At 71.2% G+C, this 21,037-nt stretch carries 20 protein-coding genes; 13 read left to right on the top strand and 7 right to left on the bottom strand.

Annotated features, from left to right (window positions below):
* The first annotated feature begins 141 nt into the window (after positions 1-141).
* Both GLX30_RS13615 and GLX30_RS13610 read left to right on the top strand, forming a co-directional pair.
* The gene (locus tag GLX30_RS13615; RefSeq protein ID WP_159687964.1) at positions 142-651 is read left to right on the top strand and encodes a hypothetical protein; all 510 of its coding nucleotides are present in this window, start codon (positions 142-144) and stop codon (positions 649-651) included.
* 114 nt (positions 652-765) lie between these two features.
* The gene (locus GLX30_RS13610; RefSeq protein ID WP_159687961.1) at positions 766-1,266 is read left to right on the top strand and encodes a DUF5949 family protein; all 501 of its coding nucleotides are present in this window, start codon (positions 766-768) and stop codon (positions 1,264-1,266) included.
* A 58-nt stretch (positions 1,267-1,324) separates the two neighbouring features.
* Here the strand turns inward: GLX30_RS13610 and GLX30_RS13605 are convergent, their stop codons facing one another.
* Positions 1,325-2,602: a cytochrome P450 gene (locus tag GLX30_RS13605; RefSeq protein ID WP_244258448.1), complete on the bottom strand. Its 1,278-nt coding sequence runs from the start codon at positions 2,600-2,602 to the stop codon at positions 1,325-1,327.
* A gap of 149 nt (positions 2,603-2,751) precedes the next feature.
* On the opposite strand from GLX30_RS13605, the gene GLX30_RS13600 reads away from it, so the two are divergent.
* The 3 genes from GLX30_RS13600 (at position 2,752) to GLX30_RS13590 (ending at position 4,814) form a co-directional block, all read left to right on the top strand.
* Entirely contained in the window at positions 2,752-3,252 is a 501-nt protein-coding gene (locus GLX30_RS13600) for a hypothetical protein (RefSeq protein WP_159687958.1), read from the top strand.
* A gap of 144 nt (positions 3,253-3,396) precedes the next feature.
* Complete coding sequence (locus GLX30_RS13595; protein ID WP_159687956.1) at positions 3,397-3,933, top strand: tyrosinase family oxidase copper chaperone; 537 nt, start codon at positions 3,397-3,399, stop codon at positions 3,931-3,933.
* 20 nt (positions 3,934-3,953) lie between these two features.
* Complete coding sequence (locus GLX30_RS13590; protein WP_159687953.1) at positions 3,954-4,814, top strand: tyrosinase family protein; 861 nt, start codon at positions 3,954-3,956, stop codon at positions 4,812-4,814.
* Between the two features lie 116 nt (positions 4,815-4,930).
* Here the strand turns inward: GLX30_RS13590 and GLX30_RS13585 are convergent, their stop codons facing one another.
* On the bottom strand, positions 4,931-5,200 hold the full coding sequence (locus GLX30_RS13585) for a chaplin (protein ID WP_159687950.1): 270 nt from the start codon (positions 5,198-5,200) through the stop codon (positions 4,931-4,933).
* 190 nt (positions 5,201-5,390) lie between these two features.
* Between GLX30_RS13585 and GLX30_RS13580 the strand changes: the two genes are divergently transcribed.
* Positions 5,391-6,020: an alpha-ketoglutarate-dependent dioxygenase AlkB gene (locus GLX30_RS13580; RefSeq protein ID WP_159687947.1), complete on the top strand. Its 630-nt coding sequence runs from the start codon at positions 5,391-5,393 to the stop codon at positions 6,018-6,020.
* A 12-nt stretch (positions 6,021-6,032) separates the two neighbouring features.
* Here the strand turns inward: GLX30_RS13580 and GLX30_RS13575 are convergent, their stop codons facing one another.
* On the bottom strand, positions 6,033-7,643 hold the full coding sequence (locus tag GLX30_RS13575) for a D-aminoacylase (protein WP_159687944.1): 1,611 nt from the start codon (positions 7,641-7,643) through the stop codon (positions 6,033-6,035).
* Positions 7,644-7,848: 205 nt separating this feature from the next.
* Positions 7,849-9,123, bottom strand: a complete 1,275-nt coding sequence (locus GLX30_RS13570) for an amino acid deaminase (RefSeq protein ID WP_159687942.1) — start codon at positions 9,121-9,123, stop codon at positions 7,849-7,851.
* A gap of 130 nt (positions 9,124-9,253) precedes the next feature.
* Between GLX30_RS13570 and GLX30_RS13565 the strand changes: the two genes are divergently transcribed.
* The 5 genes from GLX30_RS13565 (at position 9,254) to GLX30_RS13545 (ending at position 14,006) form a co-directional block, all read left to right on the top strand.
* Complete coding sequence (locus GLX30_RS13565; RefSeq protein WP_159687939.1) at positions 9,254-10,330, top strand: sugar kinase; 1,077 nt, start codon at positions 9,254-9,256, stop codon at positions 10,328-10,330.
* Positions 10,327-11,091, top strand: coding sequence for an IclR family transcriptional regulator (locus GLX30_RS13560; RefSeq protein ID WP_005312701.1), 765 nt, complete (start codon positions 10,327-10,329; stop codon positions 11,089-11,091). Before GLX30_RS13565 ends, GLX30_RS13560 begins: the two co-directional genes overlap by 4 nt.
* Positions 11,088-11,492, top strand: coding sequence for a RidA family protein (locus GLX30_RS13555; RefSeq protein WP_159687936.1), 405 nt, complete (start codon positions 11,088-11,090; stop codon positions 11,490-11,492). The genes GLX30_RS13560 and GLX30_RS13555 overlap by 4 nt, the downstream gene beginning before the upstream one ends.
* 126 nt (positions 11,493-11,618) lie before the next feature.
* The gene (locus GLX30_RS13550; protein WP_159687933.1) at positions 11,619-13,091 is read left to right on the top strand and encodes a gluconate:H+ symporter; all 1,473 of its coding nucleotides are present in this window, start codon (positions 11,619-11,621) and stop codon (positions 13,089-13,091) included.
* Positions 13,092-13,166: 75 nt separating this feature from the next.
* Positions 13,167-14,006 (top strand): hypothetical protein, encoded by an 840-nt coding sequence (locus GLX30_RS13545; protein ID WP_159687930.1) that lies wholly within the window; start codon positions 13,167-13,169, stop codon positions 14,004-14,006.
* Positions 14,007-14,027: 21 nt separating this feature from the next.
* On the opposite strand, the gene GLX30_RS13540 is transcribed toward GLX30_RS13545, so the two are convergent.
* Together GLX30_RS13540 and GLX30_RS13535 are read right to left on the bottom strand one after the other, a co-directional pair.
* On the bottom strand, positions 14,028-14,810 hold the full coding sequence (locus GLX30_RS13540; protein ID WP_159687927.1) for a hypothetical protein: 783 nt from the start codon (positions 14,808-14,810) through the stop codon (positions 14,028-14,030).
* 243 nt (positions 14,811-15,053) lie between these two features.
* Positions 15,054-16,391 (bottom strand): M14 family metallopeptidase, encoded by a 1,338-nt coding sequence (locus GLX30_RS13535; protein ID WP_159687924.1) that lies wholly within the window; start codon positions 16,389-16,391, stop codon positions 15,054-15,056.
* A 215-nt stretch (positions 16,392-16,606) separates the two neighbouring features.
* Here GLX30_RS13535 and GLX30_RS13530 point away from each other — a divergent pair, with 215 nt between their 5' ends.
* Complete coding sequence (locus tag GLX30_RS13530; protein ID WP_159687921.1) at positions 16,607-17,914, top strand: Nramp family divalent metal transporter; 1,308 nt, start codon at positions 16,607-16,609, stop codon at positions 17,912-17,914.
* Positions 17,915-18,001: 87 nt separating this feature from the next.
* On the opposite strand, the gene GLX30_RS13525 is transcribed toward GLX30_RS13530, so the two are convergent.
* Positions 18,002-19,660, bottom strand: coding sequence for a glycoside hydrolase family 18 protein (locus tag GLX30_RS13525; protein ID WP_159695020.1), 1,659 nt, complete (start codon positions 19,658-19,660; stop codon positions 18,002-18,004).
* Positions 19,661-20,015: 355 nt separating this feature from the next.
* Here GLX30_RS13525 and GLX30_RS13520 point away from each other — a divergent pair, with 355 nt between their 5' ends.
* The gene (locus GLX30_RS13520; protein WP_159687916.1) at positions 20,016-20,879 is read left to right on the top strand and encodes a hypothetical protein; all 864 of its coding nucleotides are present in this window, start codon (positions 20,016-20,018) and stop codon (positions 20,877-20,879) included.
* Positions 20,880-21,037 lie beyond the last annotated feature (158 nt).

Genomic DNA, 21,037 nt, shown 5'->3' with positions numbered 1-21,037 from the left:
GCGTGGAACGGCCTTTCGAGCCGGTCGCCCGCGGCAGTGAGATTCACCCGTACGACTCGGGGCGCGCCGCGTCCGATCACCCCTGCCGGAACCGAAGATACGCATCAACGCGCGCCGCGGAAAAGAGGATCGATGCGACACATGGCGACCGTGCTGGTGCCGGCACTCCTCGTGGGCCTCACCGCATGCCAGAGCACAGGCGGCGCCGGGGCGCGGCCGGCGGCCGGGCCGTCCGCCGGGGCGCGGGCTGCCGCCGCCGGCATCGGCGACACCGCCGACGTCGGCGGCGCACGGTTCGGCGAGCATCTGCGGGTCTCCGCACGGGGCTTCGTCGACCCCGCCGTGGCGATCGGGAAGACGCCGCGGCCCGCCGCCGGACACCGCTGGGTCGGTGTGGAGATCGGCCTCGCCAACGTGGGCGGCACCCCCCACGGATCACCCCTCGGCAGGACGTGGGTCGTCGACGACCGCGGCAAGCGCCACCCCGCCGTCCGCTCAGGGGAGCTCACCACGGGCGTCCCGCTGAAGGTACGGACGCTGACCGTCGGTGAACACGCCGATGGATGGCTGGTCTTCGAGGTGCCCTTCGGCAGCCGCGCCGTCCGCCTCGACTGCACGGTCGGCGGCGAGCGGCACAGCTGGCGGCTGTGAGGAACGGCGGCGGCCTCGCGTCGACGGCGGGGGAACGGCACTTTGCAGTCCGGTTCCCCCGTCCAGGTGAACGAGGGCCGGAAGGCGGCGTGCCCGCCACTAGGGTGCCGAGCCATGACCACAGCCAACACCCCCCGATCCGCCGTGAACCGCAGCCGGCTGGGCACGCTCTCCCTGCTCGCATGGACCGGTGACCCCGCTCAGGGGCATGACACGCCCTACCTGCTCACCTACTCCCTCGGCGACGGCAGCGACGGCCCCGCCGCGGGGGAGGAGGAGGCCCTGGCGATGATCGCGGAGCTCGGGCTGACCGTCGGTGACGAGATGCACGACCACACGCACGACGGCTCGCACCCGATCCAGCTGTTGGTGGAAGCCGGCCAGGCCGTCGTCAACATGCCCTACCTCAACGCCCAGTGCCCGGCGCCGCCCGAGTGGCTGGCAGCCGCGGACCGGCGCGGCCATGTCCACTTCATGATCGCGAGCCGCCCGTGGCCCGAGGGGACGCCGGGCAAGCCCGTCAGCGACGAGGCCTTCCAGTCCTTCCTCGGCGACGAGACCACCCTCATCAGCTCCGCGCACGTACTGCTGCCGGTATCACGGCTGCGCCGCTGACACGAGGCCTCGGGGCAGGAGGTCCGCGTCCTGAGTCCCAGACTCAGAAGGCCTCGGATCAGGATGCTTCGAAGGCGAAACGGAGGGACCGGACACGGTTGTCGAAACTGGAGTCGACCAGGCACGGCGCGCCGACCGTCCGGAGGCCGCCGGTCCTGGTGAGCAGTTCATGGAACAGGGCCTTCATCTCCTGTCTGGCCAGGTGCGCGCCGAGGCAGTGGTGCGGGCCCCCACCGCCGTACCCCAGGTGCGGATTGGGGCTGCGGGTGATGTCGAAGACGTCCGGATCGTCGAAGACGGCCTCGTCCCGGTTGGCCGACGCGTAGAACAGAACCACCTTCTCGCCTGGGCGGAAGCCATGGCCGCCGAGCTCGCACTCGGCGGCCACCGTGCGGCGGAACTGGATGATCGGGGTCGAGTGACGGACGATCTCCTCCACGGCGCCGTCCGCGTACCCGTCGAAGTCCGATTCCAGCAGAGCCCGCTGCTCCGGGTGTTCGCCGAGCAGCGCCAGCCCGTGCGCGATCGCGTTGCGCGTCGTCTCCACTCCCGCGACCAGCAGCAGCGAGAAGAACGCGCCCAGCTGCCGCGAGTTCAGCGCCTGGCCGTCCACGTCCGCGCACACCAGGGCGGAGATGAGATCCCCCGTGGGCCTGCGGCGCCGCTCCCGGGCCAGGCCCGCCATCACCAGCTGCATATGGGCCAGGGCGCGCAGTCCGCGCCCGGGCATCCGCAGCCTGGACCGCAGGCCGCGCTGCACGCCCACGTTCTCGGAGGCCTGGTCGATACGGGTCGCGATCTCGGCACGGGCCTCGCCCGGGACGCCCATCAGGTCGCAGATCACCTCGAACGGCATGCGTGAGGCGACCGAAGGGACGAAGTCCTGCGGTCGGCACGCCAGCATCTCCCCGACGATGCGCCGGGCGACCTCCCTGACGTTGTCCTCGGTGGCGGCCAGCAGTCTCGGCGTGAACGAACGGGCCACGATCCGGCGCAGCGTGGCATGTTCCGCACCGTCCATGTTGACCATCGAGTTACCGAAGACCGCCTTCGCCCAGGAGGCCGGCTCCGGAGTGGTGACGCCCGGCGCGCTGGTGAAGTCACGCGGCCGCCGACTCGCCTCGGCGACGTGGGCGTGCCGGACCAGCGCGTAGAAGCCGGGACGGTCACCGAACCGCACGGGGGTGTCGCGTGCGCGGAGTTCGGCGAAGGCGGCGAGCCGGGCCGGCCGCGGCAGCCGCCAGAACGACGGATCGGACAGATCGGTCTCAGGGGCGTGTGCGGCCGGCCGCGCAGCGGCCTGGCCGGGAATCTCCCTACCCACGGCAACCTCCAGGTGCTCGGGCCACATGCTGACCCATCGCGGCGTCAGCATGCGTCCCGACATTGCTGCGGACGGGCGGAATTTGCACGGGTTCGGTCGTCCGGATCGTTGTGGCAGGACGACGGAGACTCCGTTCGGCACATGAGGGGACGTACACAGCGATGAAGTTGACCACCCGGGGAACCCTGGCGGCGGTACTGGCATGCGTGGGCACGGCCGTGGCGGCCGCACCCGCGGTCGCCGGGACGTCCGTACCGGTCGTCCTGCCGCTCGAGAGCCTCGAGACGGCGGTACCGGTCGAGGCGCCGGACCTGCGCACCGGTGTGCCCGTCCCCGTGCCCGGCGCGCCCGAAGGGCCGCGGCACGTGACCGGGACCCTGGTGCCGCAGGACACGCTGCCTTCGGTGCCCATCGACAGCGAACTGCCCCGGACACTGCTGGAGGTGCCGGTGGAGAACCCGCTCGGCGAGGACAACCTCGGCGTCGCGGAGGTGCTGACGCAGGAGTCGGACGTGAAGCTGGCGAGCCCCGGTGCGTCGCTCGGCGCGCCTGTGACCGCCCCCACCGGCGGCTTCGGCCTGCCCGAGCCCACTCTGCCGGAGGCCGCGCTGGTCCCGCCGGCGCTCCAGGCCGCGCCGGCGGGCACTCTGCTGTTCCGCTGACGGACACGGCTCTCCCCCGGAGAGGGAGCAACCCTTTGACGGCGGCGTCGTTGTCCCGACGAGAACCGCTGTCTGCCCGGCGGCGCGGTACGTCGCCGGCGACGGTGGTCATCGCGTCAGGACACCGACGGGAGGGGCGATGCCATGAGGACGGACACCAGGGGCGCCACCTACGGTGGAGCGGCGACGGGCGGCGGGTTTCCCGCCCGCCGGCTGGTCCTGCGGGCCCTCTTCACGGTCGGCGCCGTCGCCGGCACGGCGGGGGCGCTGCTGCCGCTCCTCGCCAGGCGCGGCGGGGCCACCTGGGAGTCCGGCGGGAACAGGGCGGCGACGTCACGCTCGCTGGAACGGTTCGCCGAGACGTACCAGGGCCGGCACATCCAGGGCAGCGCCACCGTGATGGTCCCCGCCGGCGACGAGGACCGGTACGCGGACGGGGAGGCCGCCGACCGGGTCCGCTCCGGCCGGCCCGCCGGAGGCGCCCCGTCGGTACCGAGCGTGGAGGTCCGTATCGACGGCCGGCCGCTGCATGTCATGCGCCGGGCCGACGGCACGTACCTGAGCCTGGTCAACCACTACGAGTCGTTCCCGACGCTGCGGGACGTGGCCCGCGCGGCCGTCGACGAACTGGGCGACGCCCAGCTCTCCCTGACGCCCATGACCGCCATGCACAGCGCCTGAACAGGGAGGGTCGGCACCCCGTGTACACACGCAAGAACCAGCGGAACCTGACCCGTTCGGAGAAGCGGCGGCTGGTCGGTGCGCTGCTGGGGATCAAGCGCTCCGGCCGGTACGACGAGTTCGTCAGGATGCACGGCGAGTACTACGTCACCGACGCGGAGGACCGTCCGCGTGCCGCCCATATGACACCGTCGTTCTTCCCCTGGCACCGCAAATTCCTGCTCGAGTTCGAGCGGGCACTCCAGAAGATCGACTCCGGTGTGTCCGTCCCGTACTGGGACTGGACGACGGACAATTCGCCGTCGTCGTCGCTGTGGGCCGACGATCTCATGGGCGGCACCGGGCGCCGCAGCGACCGGCAGGTCATGACCGGGCCCTTCGCCTACGTCAACGGCGACTGGCGGATCAACGCCCCGATCTCCGAAGGGAACTTCCTCACCCGCGACCTGGGCCGCCCGGGCAACCCGGTGTCGCTGCCGACGAAGGCCGAGGTGGCCCAGGCGCTGGACGATCCGCTCTACGACGCCGCACCGTGGGACTCCACGGTGCCCCGCGGTTTCCGTAACCGGATGGAGGGCTGGAGCGCCGGCGGCTCCGACCGCTGGCGCCTCCACAACCGGGTGCATCGATGGGTCGGCGGCCTGATGATGAGCGCCACCTCTCCCGACGACCCGGTCTTCTGGCTCCACCACGCGTACATGGACCTGCTGTGGACGCGCTGGCAGAAGGCGCACCCGGAGTCCCGTTATCTGCCGGACAAGAGGCTCGAACGGTCCGATCCGCAGTACGGGCGGGTCTTCTCGGCCGACGAGCCGATGCCGCCGTGGGACGTGAAGCCGTCGGCGCTCATGGACCACACACGCTTCTACCGGTACGGCTGACCGGACGTCCCTCACGCGCGGTGGGCCCCTCCCCTTCGTGCCCGGCGGTCGGACCCGCCGGACATGACTGCGGCCTCCCCCGGAGTGGTGAAGGGGAGGCCGCAGCGTCGGTGTGGTCAGCCGCCGTAGGCGCCGTGGTCGCCACCGTCGACGTTCACGCACTGGTTGCCGAAGGTCGGGTTGAGCAGGGCGATGACGTTCACGGTGTTGCCGCAGACGTTGACCGGCACGTGCACGGGCACCTGGACCGCGTTGCCGGACAGGACGCCGGGGGAACCGACAGCGGCACCGTGCGCTCCGGCATCGGCGGCAGCCATGCCGGCGCCGCCGGCCAGGATGGCACCAGTGCCGGCGACTACGGCGGCTGCCTTCGCGATACGCGACATCAACTTCTCCTTGCGGGACGATAGTGGGCCGCAGGTTTGCGGCCGGCACGCTCCGTTCAACGCCGGAACCGACGGGGCGGTAACGGATCAAAATCAAACTTGTCGCTCGATCCGACCAGTCGCCGTGCGAGCACCCTTCCCCGTGCCGATCTTCGATTGTTTGTTCGGTTTCGGAGGTACCGTGAGAGACATGGCAGCACATCTCCAGGGATCACTCTTCGACCAGACCGACGAGATCCGTCTCGGTCCGCTCGGCGACATCCGGCGCACCGTGCTCGGTGACGGCGCCTGGATCGACGTCCTGCCCGGCTGGCTCGCCGGCGCGGACGCCCTCTTCGACGAGCTCGTCGGCACCGTGCCCTGGCGGGCGGAGCGACGGCAGATGTACGAGCGGGTGGTCGACGTGCCGAGGCTGCTCGCCTACTACGGGGAGGACGACCCCCTCCCGCATCCCGTGCTGGAGCAGGGGCGGGACGCCCTGTCGCGGTACTACGCCGAGGAGCTCGGCGAGCCGTTCCGCACCGCCGGTCTCTGCTACTACCGGGACGGCCGGGACAGCGTCGCCTGGCACGGGGACACCATCGGGCGCGGCTCGCGGGAGGACACCATGGTCGCCATCCTCTCCGTCGGCGCGCCGCGCGAGCTGGCGCTCCGGCCCCGGCGGGGCGGCGGCTCGCAGGTGCGCAAGGCGCTCGGCCACGGCGACCTGATCGTGATGGGCGGGTCGTGCCAGCGGACCTGGGAGCACGCCGTCCTCAAGACGGCGCGCCCGGTCGGACCGCGCATCAGCATCCAGTACCGGCCGCAGGGCGTCCGCTAGCCGGCGAGGACGTCAGGGCGTGCGGCGTACGGCGCGGCCGGCGAGCACGTCGGTACGGGCGCCGTCCTCGATCACGAACCGGCCGTCGATCAGTACGTGCGGGATGCCGACGGGCAGCGTGCGCGGCTCCTCGAAGGTCGAGCCCGCCGCCACCGTCCGCGGGTCGAACAGCACCAGGTCGGCGCGGTACCCCTCACGGACCAGGCCCCTGTCGGGCAGCCGCAGCCGGGCGGCCGGGCGGGACGTCAGATGGGCCACGGTCTCCTCCAGCGTCAGGATGCCCAGCTCACGCGCGTACCGGCCCAGGTAGTGGGGGAACGTGCCGTAGGCCCGCGGGTGCGGCTTGTCGCCCTGGAGGATGCCGTCGCTCCCGCCGGTGTGGACCCGGTGGCGCATGATCTGGCGCACGTTCTCCTCGTGGCCGACGTGCTGGAGGATCGTGGAACCGAGCCGGTCCTCGATCAGCAGCCGCCGGGCGGTCGTCCAAGGGGCCTCGCCGCGCTCGTCTGCCGACTGCTGGACCGTCCGGCCGACGTGGCCCGCGACGGCGGGGTCGCTCACTCCGGAGATCTCGATGGTGTCCCACTCGATCGGGACGCCGTGGCAGCCGTCGGAGCCGACGACCTCCAAGTGGTGCCGGATCCTCTCCGCCGTCGCGTCGTCCCGCAGCCGTGCCAGCACCGCGTCGGGGCCGCCCTCGCCCGCCCAGCTCGGCAGCATCGCCACGAGCGTGGTGCAGCCGGGCGTGTACGGATAGGTGTCCAGGGAGATGTCCGCACCGGCGTCCAGCGCGTCGTCCAGCAGCGTGAGCAGATCAGGCGCTTTGCCCTTGTTCACACCGAAGTTCATGGTGGCGTGCGCGAGATGCAGGGCGCATCCCGCCTCACGGGTCAGGTTCACCATCTCCTCGTACGCCTGGAGCGCGCCCGCACCGTAGGAGCGGTGATGAGGGCAGTAGTAGCCGTCGTACTCGGCCACGACCCGGCACAGCTCGGCCAGCTCCGAGTCGTTCGCGTACATCCCGGGCGTGTACGTCAGGCCGGAGGACATGCCGACCGCGCCCTGTGTCATGCCCTCGGCCACCAGCTGCTTCATGCGCGTGAGATCGGCGTCGGTGGCGGGACGGTCCTCCCAGCCCATCGCGTACATCCGCACGGTGCCCTGCGGGATCAGGTACGCGGCGTTCACGGCGATGCCCTGACCGCCGAAGTTCCGGTCGAGGCGGTCCAGGTACTCGCCGACCGAACGCCAGTCGAAGTCGATGTCGGAGCCGTCGCCGTTCCACCCCGTGATGGCCTTGCGCACCGCGGCGAGGGTGTCGTCGTCGACGGGCGCGTACGACAGCCCGTCCTGCCCCAGCACCTCGAGGGTCACGCCCTGGGCGGCCTTCGCGGAGTGGTCGGGGTCGCGCAGCAGCGCCAGATCGGAGTGGGCGTGCATGTCGATGAAGCCGGGGGACAGGGCGAGACCGTCCGCGTCGAGAACGCGGGGGGCGGTGGGGCGGGGGCCGGTGCCTTCTCCGCGTATCTCGGCGATACGGCCGTCGCGGATGCCGACGTCGGCGCGGAAGGAGGCACCGCCGGTGCCGTCGATGACGCGGGCGTCGCGGATGACGAGGTGCATGGGGTGCCTTTCGGGGGCGCGGCGGGGGTGCGGGTGGCGCCTGGCGGCGGGCGTGTTCCCCCTCCCTGATCCAGCCCGCCTGGGGGCTCCTCCCACGGCCGCCGGGCCGTAGGGGGAGATCGAGGGCACCGCGCGAAACGCGGTACGGGTCCGGGGAGAGCCGGGTTCGGGAAGGGGCGGGGTGGGGGAGAACGGCCCCGCCGGGTCAGAAGAACGTGCGGATGAAGTCCGTGACCGTGCCGTCCGCCTCCACCACCGGAATCAGCTGCCACTTGTCGAACGACGTGCACGGATGCGACAGCCCCATCCCCACCCAGTCGCCGACCTCCAGGTCCGCCTCAGGGGTGGTGGCGAGCCAGCCGTGCTGGTCGGAGAGGCCGGTGACGGTGATGCCGTCGGCGGGGCGGATGTCGCCGGTGCGGGCGTCGCGGACGACCTGGGCCTTCGGGAGGTCGAGGTCGTACGCGGCGTCCCGCTTGCCCGCGTTGACGAAGGCCTGGTCGGCGGCGGGCCGTGAGACGACCTGGGCCCAGAGCCGGAACGCGGGCTGCAGCGCGCCTTCTTCCGGGACCCGGTTGAAGGGCGTGAGGTGCCGGTAGTGGCCGTCGTCGTGCGAGACGTACGCGCCGGAGCGCAGCAGCTTCAGCACGGGGCGGGACAGTTCGGGGATCTCGGCGAAGACGTCGGCGACCGCGTCGAACCAGGCGCTGCCGCCCGCGCTGATCACGATCTCGTCGGTGCCGGCGAAACGCCCCGAACCGTCGAAGTCCGCGGCGATCGCCACCAGCCGCCGCAGCCAGGCGTGCACCCGGTCGCTGTCGGCCTTCGGGACCTCGCCCTCGTAACCGGCGACGCCGACCAGGCGCAGCGTTGCGGTGGCCGCCACCGCGTCGGCGACCGCGACGCATTCCGCCTCCGTGCGGGCTCCGGTGCGGGCTCCGTCGCCGGCGCCGAGTTCGACAACGACGTCGAGGGGGCGGGAGACGCCCCGCAGGGCGTCGTCCATGAGCTCGACGCCGCGTACGGAGTCGACGTAGCAGACGAGGTGGAAGTCCGGGTCGGTGTCGAGTTCACCGGCGATCCAGCGCAGCGCGGCCGCGTCGACGACCTCGTTGGCGAGGAAGATCCGCCGGATCCCGAAGGCGCGGTAGACGCGGACCTGGTGGGGGACGGCCGCGGTGATGCCCCAGGCGCCGCGCTCCAGCTGGCGTGCGAAGAGCTGCGGGGACATCGAGGTCTTGCCGTGCGGGGCGAAGGCGAGGCCGTGGCGCTCCGAGTACGTCTCGAGCAGGGCGAGGTTGTGCTGGACGGACTCGGCGGACAGCGCGAGGACGGGGGTGGTGAAGCCGCCGGTGAAGAGGTTGCGGCGGGAGGCCGCCAGCTCACCGACGGTGAGGCCCTCGGCGTCGGGCGGGAGCGCCTTGAACCGGTGGTCGGCCGGTTCGTCGGCGAGCCGTGCGACGGCGTTCTCGGCAGCCATGGGAGCCCTCCTCAATCGCGTTGCAGTATGTGCAACGCCCATTGCGTATTTCGCTTGAGGCTGTCTAACATCCGAGCCGACGCGGGGTCAATGGGCCCGGCGACCGACCCAGCGAGGAGCCCACGCGATCATGACCGCGAGCGTGTACGGACCCGTGGACGTCGTCTGCCTCGGCGAGTCCATGGTCACGTTCCTGCCCACACAGGCAGGGCGTCTCGCCGATGTGCCGTCCTTCGTCCGCGGCATCGGGGGTGCCGAGTCCAATGTGGCATGCGCGCTCGCCGCGGCGGGACACCGCACACGCTGGGTGGGCCGGGTCGGCGCCGACGGCTTCGGCGACCATCTTGTCGCGGCGATCGCCGCGTACGGGGTGGACACATCGGCGGTGACCCGAGATCCGGAACGCCCGACGGGCGTCTACTTCCGCACGGCGACCGACCGGGCGACGGACGTGCACGAGGTCGTCTACTACCGCGCGGGCTCCGCCGCCTCGGCGATGTCGCCGCACACCGTGCCGTCCGGCGCGGTCCGGTCCGGCCGTGTGCTGCACCTCTCCGGCATCACCGCTGCCCTTTCGCCCGACTGCCTCGCCCTGATGCGCGACCTCACGGCCCGGCGGGACGGCGGTCCGCTCCTCTCCTTCGACGTGAACCACCGGCCCGGCCTGTGGCGCGATCCGTCCGCCGCGGACGTCCTGCTGGCGCTGGCTCGCGGGGCGGACATCGTGTTCGTCGGGGAGGACGAGGCGGAGGAGGCATGGGGTGTACGGGGCGCGGACGCGATCCGCGCGGCGCTGCCGCAGCCGTCTGTGGTGGTCGTGAAGCGGGGTGCGGCAGGGGCGGTGTCCTTCACCCGTCGCCCGGAGCGGCTCCCCGCGCTCGACGGCAGCGGTCTCGACGCGGACAACGGCTCCGACGTCGTCGCCGACGTCCCCGCCCCCCGGGTCACCGTCACCGCCCCCGTCGGCGCCGGTGACGCCTTCGCCGCCGGGTTCCTGTCCGCCACGCTCCGCGGGCTCACGGCGAAGCAGCGGCTGCGGCACGGGCACCTGTGGGCCGCGGCAACACTCACCGTCCCCGGGGACCTGGCGGCGCCGCCCGCCGCCGGTCACGCCGACCGCCTTGCCGCCCTGGACGACGAGGCCTGGGGGAGACTGCACCTCGGCCCCGGGTGGACGGGGGAGGACCAGGAGGTACGTACACCATGAGCCAGACCGTCGACCGAGCGCTGAGCATCCTTCCGCTGCTCGCGGAGGGGCCTGCCGACCTCGGGCAGGTCGCCGACCGCCTCGGCGTGCACAAGTCCACCGCGCTGCGGCTGCTGCGCACCCTCCACGAGCACGGCCTCGTCCACCGCCAGCAGGACCAGCGCTACCGCCTCGGCGCCCGCCTGTTCGCCCTGGCGCAGGAGGCCGTGGAGAACCTCGACGTCCGCGAGATCGCCCATCCCCATCTCGTCGCTCTCAACGAGCAGATAGGGCACACCGTCCATCTCGCCGTGTACGAGGAGAGCGAGGTCCTCTACATCGACAAGGTCGAGAGCCGCTACCCGGTGCGGATGTACTCCCGTATCGGCAAGCCCGTCGCGATCACCGTCGCGGCCGTGGCGAAGCTGCTGCTGGCCGATCTGCCGGAGGCCGAGCGGCGCGCACTCGCCGAGAAGCTCGACTTCCCCATGTACACGTCCCGTTCGATCCCGAACGCCGGCGCCTTCCTCAAGGAACTGGCGACCGTGCGCGAACAGGGCTGGGCCACCGACCTGGGTGGCCACGAGGAGTCCATCAACTGCATCGGGGCCCCCATCCGCGGTGCGGACGGCCGGGTCGTCGCCGCCATGTCGGTGTCCGCGCCGAACGTCGTCGTCACGGCCGACGAACTCCTCACCCTCCTCCCGCTGGTGCGCCGCACCGCCGACGCCATCAGCCGGGAGTACTCAGGACAAGCACCCCGACAGGAAGAACGCCCATGACCGAGAAGACCGCCCTCACCCCGAGCACCCACACCGCGCCGCCCGCCAAGTTCTCCCACGGCGTGCGCAAGGGCAACATCCTCCAGGTCGCCGGGCAGGTCGGCTTCCTGCCGGCCGAGGAGGGCAAGGCCCCCACCCCCGCCGGACCCACCCTGCGTGAGCAGACCCTCCAGACCTTCGCCAACGTCAAGGCGATCCTCGAGGAGGGCGGCGCGAGCTGGGACGACGTGATGATGATCCGCGTCTACCTCACGGACACGGCGCACTTCGCCGAGATGAACGAGATCTACAACGAGTACTTCAAGGATCTGACGGTCGCCCCCGCCGCCCGTACGACCGTCTACGTCGGCCTCCCCGCCGGCCTGCTCATCGAGATCGACGCCCTGGCCGTCCTGGACTGATCTTCCTGAACCCGCCGCTCCACGGCACGGCGCTGCCACCCGAAGCGCCGTGCCGCGCTCCCCCCTTGCCGCAAACAGGCGGAAAGCGCCTGGATCCGCCTGAAATCCCCTGAACGGACGCTCCCCATGTTCCTCGCCGCTGACGCGCCCCCGCCACCCGTACCCCACACGGGCGGACTGCTCACCCTCATCGACGGCACCGCCGGACTGCTGACCGTCGCCGCGCTCGGTATCGCGCTGCTGCTCGTCCTGATCATCAAGGTCAGGCTGCAGCCGTTCGTCGCGCTGCTCGCCGTCTCCATAACCGTCGGCCTCGCGGCGGGCCTGTCGGTCACCGAACTCTTCGGCACCGTGCAGAAGTCCGCGGCCGTCTCGGTCATCGAGACCGGCATGGGCGGCATCCTCGGCCACGTCGCCATCATCATCGGGCTGGGCACGATGCTCGGCGCGATCCTCGAAGTGAGCGGCGGGGCCGAGGTGTTGTCGTCCCGCCTGCTGAACCTCTTCGGCGAGAGGCGGGCACCGCTCGCCATGGGCCTCACCGGCCTCATCTTCGGCATCCCCGTCTTCTTCGACGTCGGCATCTTCGTCCTCGCGCCGATCGTCTACGCGGCCGCCAAGCGCTCCGGCAAGTCGATCATCCTCTACGCGATGCCGCTGCTGGCCGGTCTGTCGATGACCCACGCCTTCCTCCCGCCGCACCCCGGTCCCGTCGCCGCCGCCGGCCTGTTCGACGTCTCCCTCGGCTGGGTCATCCTCATGGGCATCGTCGTCGGCATCCCCGCCGTCATCGCCGCCTGGGGCTACGCCGCCTGGATCGGCAAGCGGCTGTTCGTCGAGGTCCCGCAGGACATGCTGGAGGCCGCGGAGGACGCCAAGGCCGCCGTCGCCGCCGAGCAGGCGGCGGCGGGCAGGCAGCCGCAGGAGGCGCCGGTCGCGCTCGGGACCGTCCTCGCGATCATCGGTACGCCGCTGGTGCTGATACTCGCCGCGACGTTCTCCTCCATCGCGCTCGAGGAGTCCACGCTCCGCTCGGTCGTCGAGTTCTTCGGCAACCCGTTCGTCGCCCTGACGATCGCTCTGGTCATGGCGTACTGGCTGCTCGGCATCCGGCGCGGCTGGTCGCGCAAGTCGCTCGAGTCGGTGTCCACCCAGTCCCTGAAGCCGGTCGGCAACATCCTGCTCGTCGTCGGCGCGGGTGGTGTGTTCGGCGCCGTCCTGAAGGCGAGCGGTGTCGCGCAGGCCCTGTCCGACACCTTCAACGACGTCGGTCTCCCGATCATCGTGCTCGCCTATCTGATTTCCCTGGTGCTGCGCGTGGCGCAGGGCTCGGCGACGGTCGCGATCGTCACCACCGCCGGCATCGTGCTGCCCCTCGTCGAGAACGGCGGCCACTCGCAGGCGTTCCTGGCGCTCGTCATCATGGCGATCTCTGCGGGCTCGATCTTCGCCTCGCACGTCAACGACGGCGGATTCTGGATCGTCTCCAAGTACTTCGGCATCTCGGAACGGGACACGCTCAAGTCGTGGACGGTCCTCGAGTCGGTGCTGTCGGTCGCGGGCTTCGCGGTCGCGGCGGCGCTGAGTCTGCTCGTCTAGCGGCGTCACGGGCAGGGGCAGGGGCAGGGGCAGGGGGAGGGACGCGTCCCTCCCCCTGCCCCTTAGGCTCTGCGGGTGCTGACATACGAACAGGTGCGTGACTGGGTCCGCGGCCGATACGGCCCCCGGCACGCCGAGCGGCGGATCACGGACATCGGGTACGCCTATGCGGTCACCACCCAGCCGGACGCGTACCTCGACGGGGACGCGTCCGCGATGACGTACGGCAACGGCCCGGACCTCGTCGTCAAGCGGACCGGCGCCGTCTGGCAGTTCGGGTCGAGCCCCCTGCTGATGCCGCTGTACGACGTCCGTTCCGAGGACGAGTTGCGCCGGGCGATGGCGGCCCTGCTTCCCGAACGGGACCCGGACCGGCCGCACGAATCGGTCCCGCCGACGCAGGCACAGCCCGGGTTTCCGCCGGTGGCGCCGGCGTATCCCACGAGCCCGCCCGCCACGCCCACGAGCCCGCCCGCCACCCCCGCGTACCCGCCTGTCACGCCCGCGTACCCGCCTGTCACGCCCGCGTACCCCGTGAACCCGGCTGCTCCGGCGTATCCGATGAGCCCGGCCGCCACGCCGGCGTACCCCATGAACCCGCTTGCCCCGCCTGCGTACCCGGCGGTGCCCCAAGGGCCCGAGTTCGTCGCCGCCGACGCGGACAACGCGGTGCTCGTGGACGCGGTGGGCGTCTCCTTCGACCAGCGGGACGTCGTCACCGACTTCGCCTGGCAGGACGTCCACGCCGTCCACCACACCGTCCGCGGTCTGTGCCTGCTGGTCGGAGTGACCCACCGGAACGGCATGTTCCACGAGTGCCGGGTCGGCGCCGGCCGTCAGAAGAAGCTGCGGGAGTGGTCGCAGCAGCTCGCCCTGACGCTCGGCCACTACCGAGGCGGCAGCCCCGGCATGTGACCCCCGGCGGACGGCGCCGGGTCAGCCGAGGCAGAGGACGAGCAGGCACACCTGGCTCGGGGAGGTCGTCGCGGTCTCCGTCGGGCGGGTCTGCGGCTCGTCGGCCCCGGAGCCCGGTGCGGCGGGCGAGGTGGGGGACGGCCGCACGCTGGGGGCCGTCGTCGTCGGCACGGTGGCCGGTGAGGCGGGCGCCTGCGTCGGACGGGCCTGCGGGGCCTCGGGGGCGGCGGACACGGTGCGTGCCGGTACCGCCCGATCGGGCACCGCAGTAGGAGTCGAGGAAGTAGGGGCGGTCCGCGGGGCGGAGGCGGCGGTCCGGGACGGACGCGGCTCGGGAGATTTCGTGGCGCGTTCACCGGGCTGCGTCGGGGTCGCGACGGGCCGGCTCTTCCGGGCCTCGTCCGGGACCGTCGGGTCCGGTGCGGCGGCCGCGCTCGCGCCGCCCTTGCCGGAGTCGGTGGGCAGCGCGGCGATCGTCAGCGCGCCGCCGACGATCGCGAGCGCCGTGCCCGCGGCGGCCCGCCGCTTGTTCTTCTTCCAGCGGGCCAGCTGCCGCCGCCTGGCGGCCCGGCCCTGTCCGGTGGACGTGGCACCGGCCGTCGCGCTGTCCGCGCCGGTGACAGCAGCGGCTTCCGGCCGGGCGGGGAACTCCTCCGCCCCGTACGGCTCCCAGGCCGTTGCGGCCGTCGCCGTCGTGGTCCCCGCGTGGTGCGTGGGCGGGGCTATGTCGGGGGCGTACGCGCCGCAGCCGGGGCACACGAGGGCGCCGTTGAGGTGCCGACGGCATGAGGAGCAGTAGTCCATGTGCTTCTTCCTGTGCTGACTACGCCGCCAAGAACATCGGCGACCTGTTCACGTTGAGCGTGCTTGGGCCGGTCGGCGAGCAACGTTAACGGCGGCTCCCGGAGGCGGTGCGCAGCACCTGTGACGCTTTTGGAAAGATTGACTTCCACCGGTCCGGAGGGATTGCGCTCCCCGGACGGACCTGTCCCCGGACGTGCCGGTGCCGCGCGGGAGGTGTCCCGCGCGGCACCGGTCGTCGAACGGTCAGGCGCAGTACTGCTGCTCCTTGCCGATGGAGCGGTACATGCAGTCCGAGTTCTCCAGCAGGTGGAGCACCGCGTCGCGGTTACGGCTCGTCTCGCGCTCGATCACCTCGTCGGGCGGGTAGAAGCCGCCGCCGCCGAAGCCGGCCGGGTACATCTCGAAGGTGTACCCGAAGATCTTCTGACTGCCCCACAGCCAGTCGTCGATCGAACCGTCGGTGATGTAGAGGTCGCTCGACTGCTCCGGGGTGTAGCCGTTGCTCGCGGCCATCTTCCTTCCCACGGTGGCGAAGGCGTCACGGTCGTCCTGGGTCATGCCTGGGGCGGTGTCGGCGTTCGTCCATCCGAACGGCCAGAGCACCAACTCGCTGTAGGTGTGGAAGTCGATGCCCGTGGCGATCTGCTGCTTGCCGCCGACCACCCGGCTGCGCACGAAGTCGGCGACGACCTTCACCTCGGGCGCGGACTCGGCGGCGCGGCCGCGGTACGTCTCCGAGCCCGTGGAGCCGGAAGAGCCGCCGCAGCAGCCCCACTTGTAGTTCCAGTTGCGGTTCATGTCCGTGCCGACGTTCGAAGAGCCGGTGTTGGGCTGCCGGTTCTTGCGCCAGCTGCGGTAGGAACCGGACGCGATGTCGTACTCGCCGCCGTCAGGGTTGAGGTCGGGGACGATCCAGATCTCGCGGCCGTTCACGGCGTTGGTGATCCGGGAGTCGCTGCCGTAGTCCTCGCCGAACTCACGCAGCAGATAGAGCGCCATCTCGACGGTGAGATGCTCGCGGGCGTGCTGGTGGTGGGTGAAGAGGACCTCCGGCTCGTTCTCGTCCGTGGCCACGTTGTCGCTGATCTTGACGGCGACGATGTCCCGGCCCTGGTAGCTCTTGCCGATGACCCGCTTGCTCATGATGTCCGGATGCTGCGCCACGCGCTGGTTGATCTCGGCCGTCATCTCCGCGTAGTTGTGGTAGCGGGAGTCGGCCGACGGGAAGTCGAAGGGCTGTACGTCCGCCGCCGTGCGGTGCCGCGGCGGCGCGGGCAGCGCCTCGAGGGTGTGTCCGAGGGCGCGAAGCCGCCGTGCCTCCGCGGCGGTTGCGCTGACCACGACCGTGTGGTCGTCGGCCTCGTCGATCGACACCCCGGTGCGGGCGATGGCGGTGCGGTCGGCGGCGGTGTCGGGCCCGTGGATCTGGTACTGCCTGATCTGCTCGTCCTCGGCGGCGGCGGGTGCCGGCCGGTCCGGTGACGGTGCGGCGCCGGCGCTGATGGGCGCGGCCACCGCGAGCGCGAGGGCGGCCGCGAGGGTGGCGGCCTTCCTCCTGTTCGCACGTATGCGAAGTCGCATGCTGTCTCCTGGGTGGGGAGTTGTGGGGGGTGCTCAGGTGCGACGTGCGGGTCTGTACCGGTGTTCGAGCACATCGTGTCGGGGTGACATGCTCGGGTCAAGGACAGCTTCGGCCGATCCTGGACGCCGCCGGATCGGCACTGCCCCTTGCGCGATCACCCGAGCGGCGCTTTGGTGACAGCGATCACCTGGGACGAGTGGAAGGCGGCTGTGCCATGGCAGGCACCACCGAGCAGGACGCGGACGGGACGCTCTCCGTCCCGCGCAAGTCGAGCTGGAAGTACATCGGGCCCGGGATCGTCGTCGCGGCGACCGGTGTCGGAGCCGGAGACCTGGTCGCGACGCTCATCGCGGGCAGCAAGTTCGGATACACGCTGATGTGGGCGGCCGTCATCGGCTGCGTCGTCAAGATCTCGCTGGCCGAGGCGTGCGGACGCTGGCATCTGGCCACCGGGCGGACCCTCTTCGAGGGCTGGCGGTCCCTCGGGAAGTGGACCACCGTCTACTTCGCCATCTACGTGGTCGTCTGGGGATTCGTCTACGGGGCCACCGCGATGTCCTCCAGCGCGCTGCCCATCGTCGCCCTGTTCCCTGACGGCCCGAGCCTCAAGGTGTGGGCGGTCCTCACGGGTCTGATCGGCCTGGTCTTCGTCTGGTTCAACCGGTACGCCGTCTTCGAGAAGGTCATGACGGTGCTCATCGGCATCATGTTCGTGGTCGTGGTGTACGTCGCGATCCGCGTCACGCCCGACATCGGCGCCGCGTTCGCGGGCCTGGCCCCGGTGCTGCCCGACGGCTCGCTGCTCTACACCCTCGGCCTGATCGGCGGTGTCGGCGGCACGATCACCATGGCCGCGTACGGCTACTGGGTCAACGCCAAGGGCTGGACCAACACCGGCTGGATGAAGGTCATGCGCCTGGACAACCGCGTCGCGTACATCACCACCGGCGTCTTCGTCGTCGCGATGCTCATCGTCGGCGCCGAGCTGCTGCACGCCTCGCATCTCGCCCTCACCAAGGGGGACAGGGGGCTGATCGACCTCGGGGTGATCCTGGAGGACAAGTACGGCGCGGTGACCGCCAAGCTGTTCCTGATCGGTTTCTTCGCCACATCGTTCTCGTCGCTGATCGGCGTGTGGCACGGCGTCAGCCTGATGTTCGCCGACTTCGTCGAACGGCTCCAGCTCGACCGGAAGGGTGTCCCCGTCGACAAGGGCACCGTGGAGGAGGTGGCGGCCGGCCGGAAGGAGCGCTCGCTGCCGTTCAGGGCGTATCTGCTCTGGCTGACGTTCCCGCCGATCTCGCTGCTCTTCCTCGACCAGCCGTTCGGACTCGTCGTCGCCTACGGCGTGCTGGGCGCGTTCTTCATGCCGTTCCTGGCGCTCACGCTGATCTGGCTGCTCAACTCCTCACGCACCCCGGCGCAATGGCGCAACGGCATCCTCAGCAACGTGATGCTGGCCGCCGCGGGCCTGCTGTTCGTCGTGCTGTGCGTCCAGCAGGTGCGGGAACTGCCCTGGTGACGTACCCGCCCGCACGAAGGGGCTGAAGCACCGACCGGGCCGTACCGCCGGGGGAGCGGCGGTACGGCCCGGTACGGGGACCACGGGTTACGGCAGGTTGTGGACGTGCGGTCCGACCGCGTTGGACCACGCGTTACCGGCCGTGGCGTCCCAGTTGGTGGACCAGGTCATCGCACCCCGCAGACCCGGGTAGGTCTTCGAGGGCTTGAACGAACCGCAGTTCGTGCCACGGGCGAGGCAGTCGAGCGCGTTCCTCACGATCGACGGGTCGACGTAGCCGCTTCCGGCGCCGCGGGTGGAGGCCGGGACGCCGAGGCCGACCTGGGAGGCGTCGAGGCCGCCCTCGAGCTGGATGCAGGCCAGCGCGGTCAGGAAGTCGACCGAACCCTGTGAGTACACCTTGCCGTCGCAACCGAGCATCGAGCCGCTGTTGTAGTACTGCATGTTGACGACGGTGAGGATGTCCTTCACGGCCAGCGCGGTCTTGAAGTACTCCGTGCCGGTGTTCTGCATGTCGATGGTCTGCGGCGCCATCGTCAGCACCAGCGACGAGCCCGCCTTCTGCGACAGCTGGCGCAGCGCCTTGGTCAGGTACGTCGAGTTGATGCCGTGCTCCAGGTCGATGTCGACCCCGCTGAAGCCGTACTCCTGCATCAGGGCGTAGGCGCTGTTCGCGAAGGCCGTGGCGGACGCGTCACTGTTGATGGTGACGTTGCCCTTCTCGCCGCCGACCGAGATGATCACGGACTTGCCCGCGGCCTTCTTCGCGGCGATGTCCGCCTTGAAGTCGGCGACGGAGGCGTATCCGACGGCCGGGTCGAGGTTGAAGACGATCTGGCCCGGCGTGGTGGTGGAGTCGGCGAACGACACCGCGATGATGTCGTACTGCGACTGCACGTCGCGCAGCTTCTGCACGGTGGCGCCGTTGTTGAAGTTCTGCCAGTAGCCCGTCAGCGCGTGCTTCGGCACCGCCGGGTTGCCCGGATTGCCGCCGGTGGGGCCGGTCCTGCCGGTGACCGCGGCCGACCTGGCCGACTCGCCCGCCGTGTTCGTGGCCGTGACCTGGAACTGGTAGGAGGTGTCCGCGGAGAGGCCGGTCACCGTCGCCGACGTACCGGAGACGGACTGGACCCTGGAGCCGTCACGGTAGACGTTGTAGCCGGTCGCGCCGGAGACGGCGCCCCAGCCGAGGGCCACGGAGGACGACGTCACCGCGCCGACTGTGGGGGCCGCGGGCGCCGCCGGGACCACCGGGTCCGGGTCGGTGCCGCCACCGCCGTCAGGGCCGAAGACGTTCACATCGTCGGCGTAGTAGGCGGCCTGGCCGTACCAGCCGTGGGTGTGGACGGTCACCGACGTGGTGGTGGCGCCCGTGGTGAAGGAGGTGGTGAGCTTCGTCCAGCTGCTGCCGCCCGGTGTCCAGGTGGACACGTCCGTCGTCCCGGTGCCGCTCGCCCCCAGGTACACGTAGCTGCCCTGAACCCACGCGCTCAGCGAGTACGTCGAGTTCGGTCTGACCGCGACGCTCTGCGAGCACTTGGCGTTGTCCTGGCCGGCGGGCGTGGCCTTCAGCGCGGAGGCGCCGCTGTGCACCGGGGAGGAGACGGCGGCGCCGCTGCCGCCGGAGCAGGACCAGTTGGTGAGACCCGACTCGAAGCCGGCGTTCTTTGCGACGTTGACGTCGGCGGCCTGCGCGGTCCCGGCGGTGCCCATCAGCGTCAGCCCGGTGCCGACCGCGAGCGCCAGGCCGGCGCCGAGCGCCCTCCGTCCGGATCGCGCGGGGCGTTTCCAGGAAGGACCTGGCCATCTCCGTGAGCGTGTGGTGCGGTCCACTTGCGGCCTCCGGTGGGGGAGTTGGGGGGTGGGGATGGGGCTTGCGGACGGTGGCCACCGTTGGGCGTAAAAACTGGTCCAGACCAATCAGGTTGTCAAGACCTCTGGCAGCGATTGGTCCCCGGAACGGTGTTCACTGCCTGGGCGGTGGTGGTTAGAGTGCTCATGCAGAAACACGGAGTAGCGAGTACCAGCAGCAGGAGCACGGAGCAGTAGGGATCTGCGGCCGCCGGGCACCCCGGTGTCCGGAGCTGAACGGGGAACGAGCGTGCCGACCGCAATAGCAGTCACCAGCGCCGACCTGGTGCTACCGCCCACCGATCGACAGACGCCCACCGCCGCCCTGCTCCACCCACCGGACGAGGCACCCCTCGACGCCGCGCTCAGCGACATGAGCGTCCTGCTCGAGCAGCACGGCTACGTCGTCGGCCTCTACCCCGCCTCGCTCCCCGCCGCCCACCAGCGCCGGCTGCACACGGTCCGCGCCGTGCTGGAGAGCGACCGCATCGCCCTGCTCAAGCTCGACCTGCCGCCGCTCGGAGTCGCCGTACTCGCCCGGCAGCTGAGGCAGTTGTCGATCTGCGACTTCGGCGCCGGAGTCATCGCCTCCGCCGCCCGGCTGCTCTCCCACTACATCTACGCCGGCGCCCTCCTCGGCTCCGTCGCCCGGCTCGACCGCGTCCCGGTGAGCCTCACGTCCCACGCCAGGTCGTGGATGCCGGGCACCCAGTTCGGTGTGCTGGCCGGCCCCCGGCCCCAGGTGGTCAAGATCGGCGGGGGCGGCCACCTGTCGGGTCCCGACTTCGCCACGCAGCTGATCGTTGCCGGAGGGCAGCTCCAGTCGGAGTGGGTGACCGGCACCCTCGCCCCGGCCTGGGGCGTGCAGCAGCTCCATGAGGTCCCGCTCCCGCAGGACTCCGCGCGCTGGTGGGGGACAGGACGGCTGATCGAGTTCGCCGCCTACCTCCCCGACATCTCGGTCCTCTACCAACTGGTCTCTTCCGTACGACGAGAGGTGTGCACATGGTGCGGCATCCAGCTCATCGGTGACCGCTGCGGCTTCTGCTCCGCCCCGCTCACGGCCGCCTCGAGCCGCACCGGGGCGACCAGGGCGCTGACCGCCGGGCCATGAACGGCCACGACCGGCTGCCTGCCGTGACCGTCGCCATGGCTGCCGCCTCAGCCGCCGCGCCCGCCGCGTCGTCCACCGCACCGGCCGCTTTCGCCGCGTCTGCCGCATCCGTACCGCCCGCCCCATTCGTCCCACGTCATCGAACGAGGTCGTCCCAC

Origin of the sequence: Streptomyces sp. Tu 2975 (genome assembly GCF_009832925.1) — a bacterium.
GTDB lineage: Bacteria > Actinomycetota > Actinomycetes > Streptomycetales > Streptomycetaceae > Streptomyces.
The sequence above is the reverse complement of the archived record's forward strand: the minus strand, read 5'-3'. Positions and strand labels throughout refer to the sequence as shown.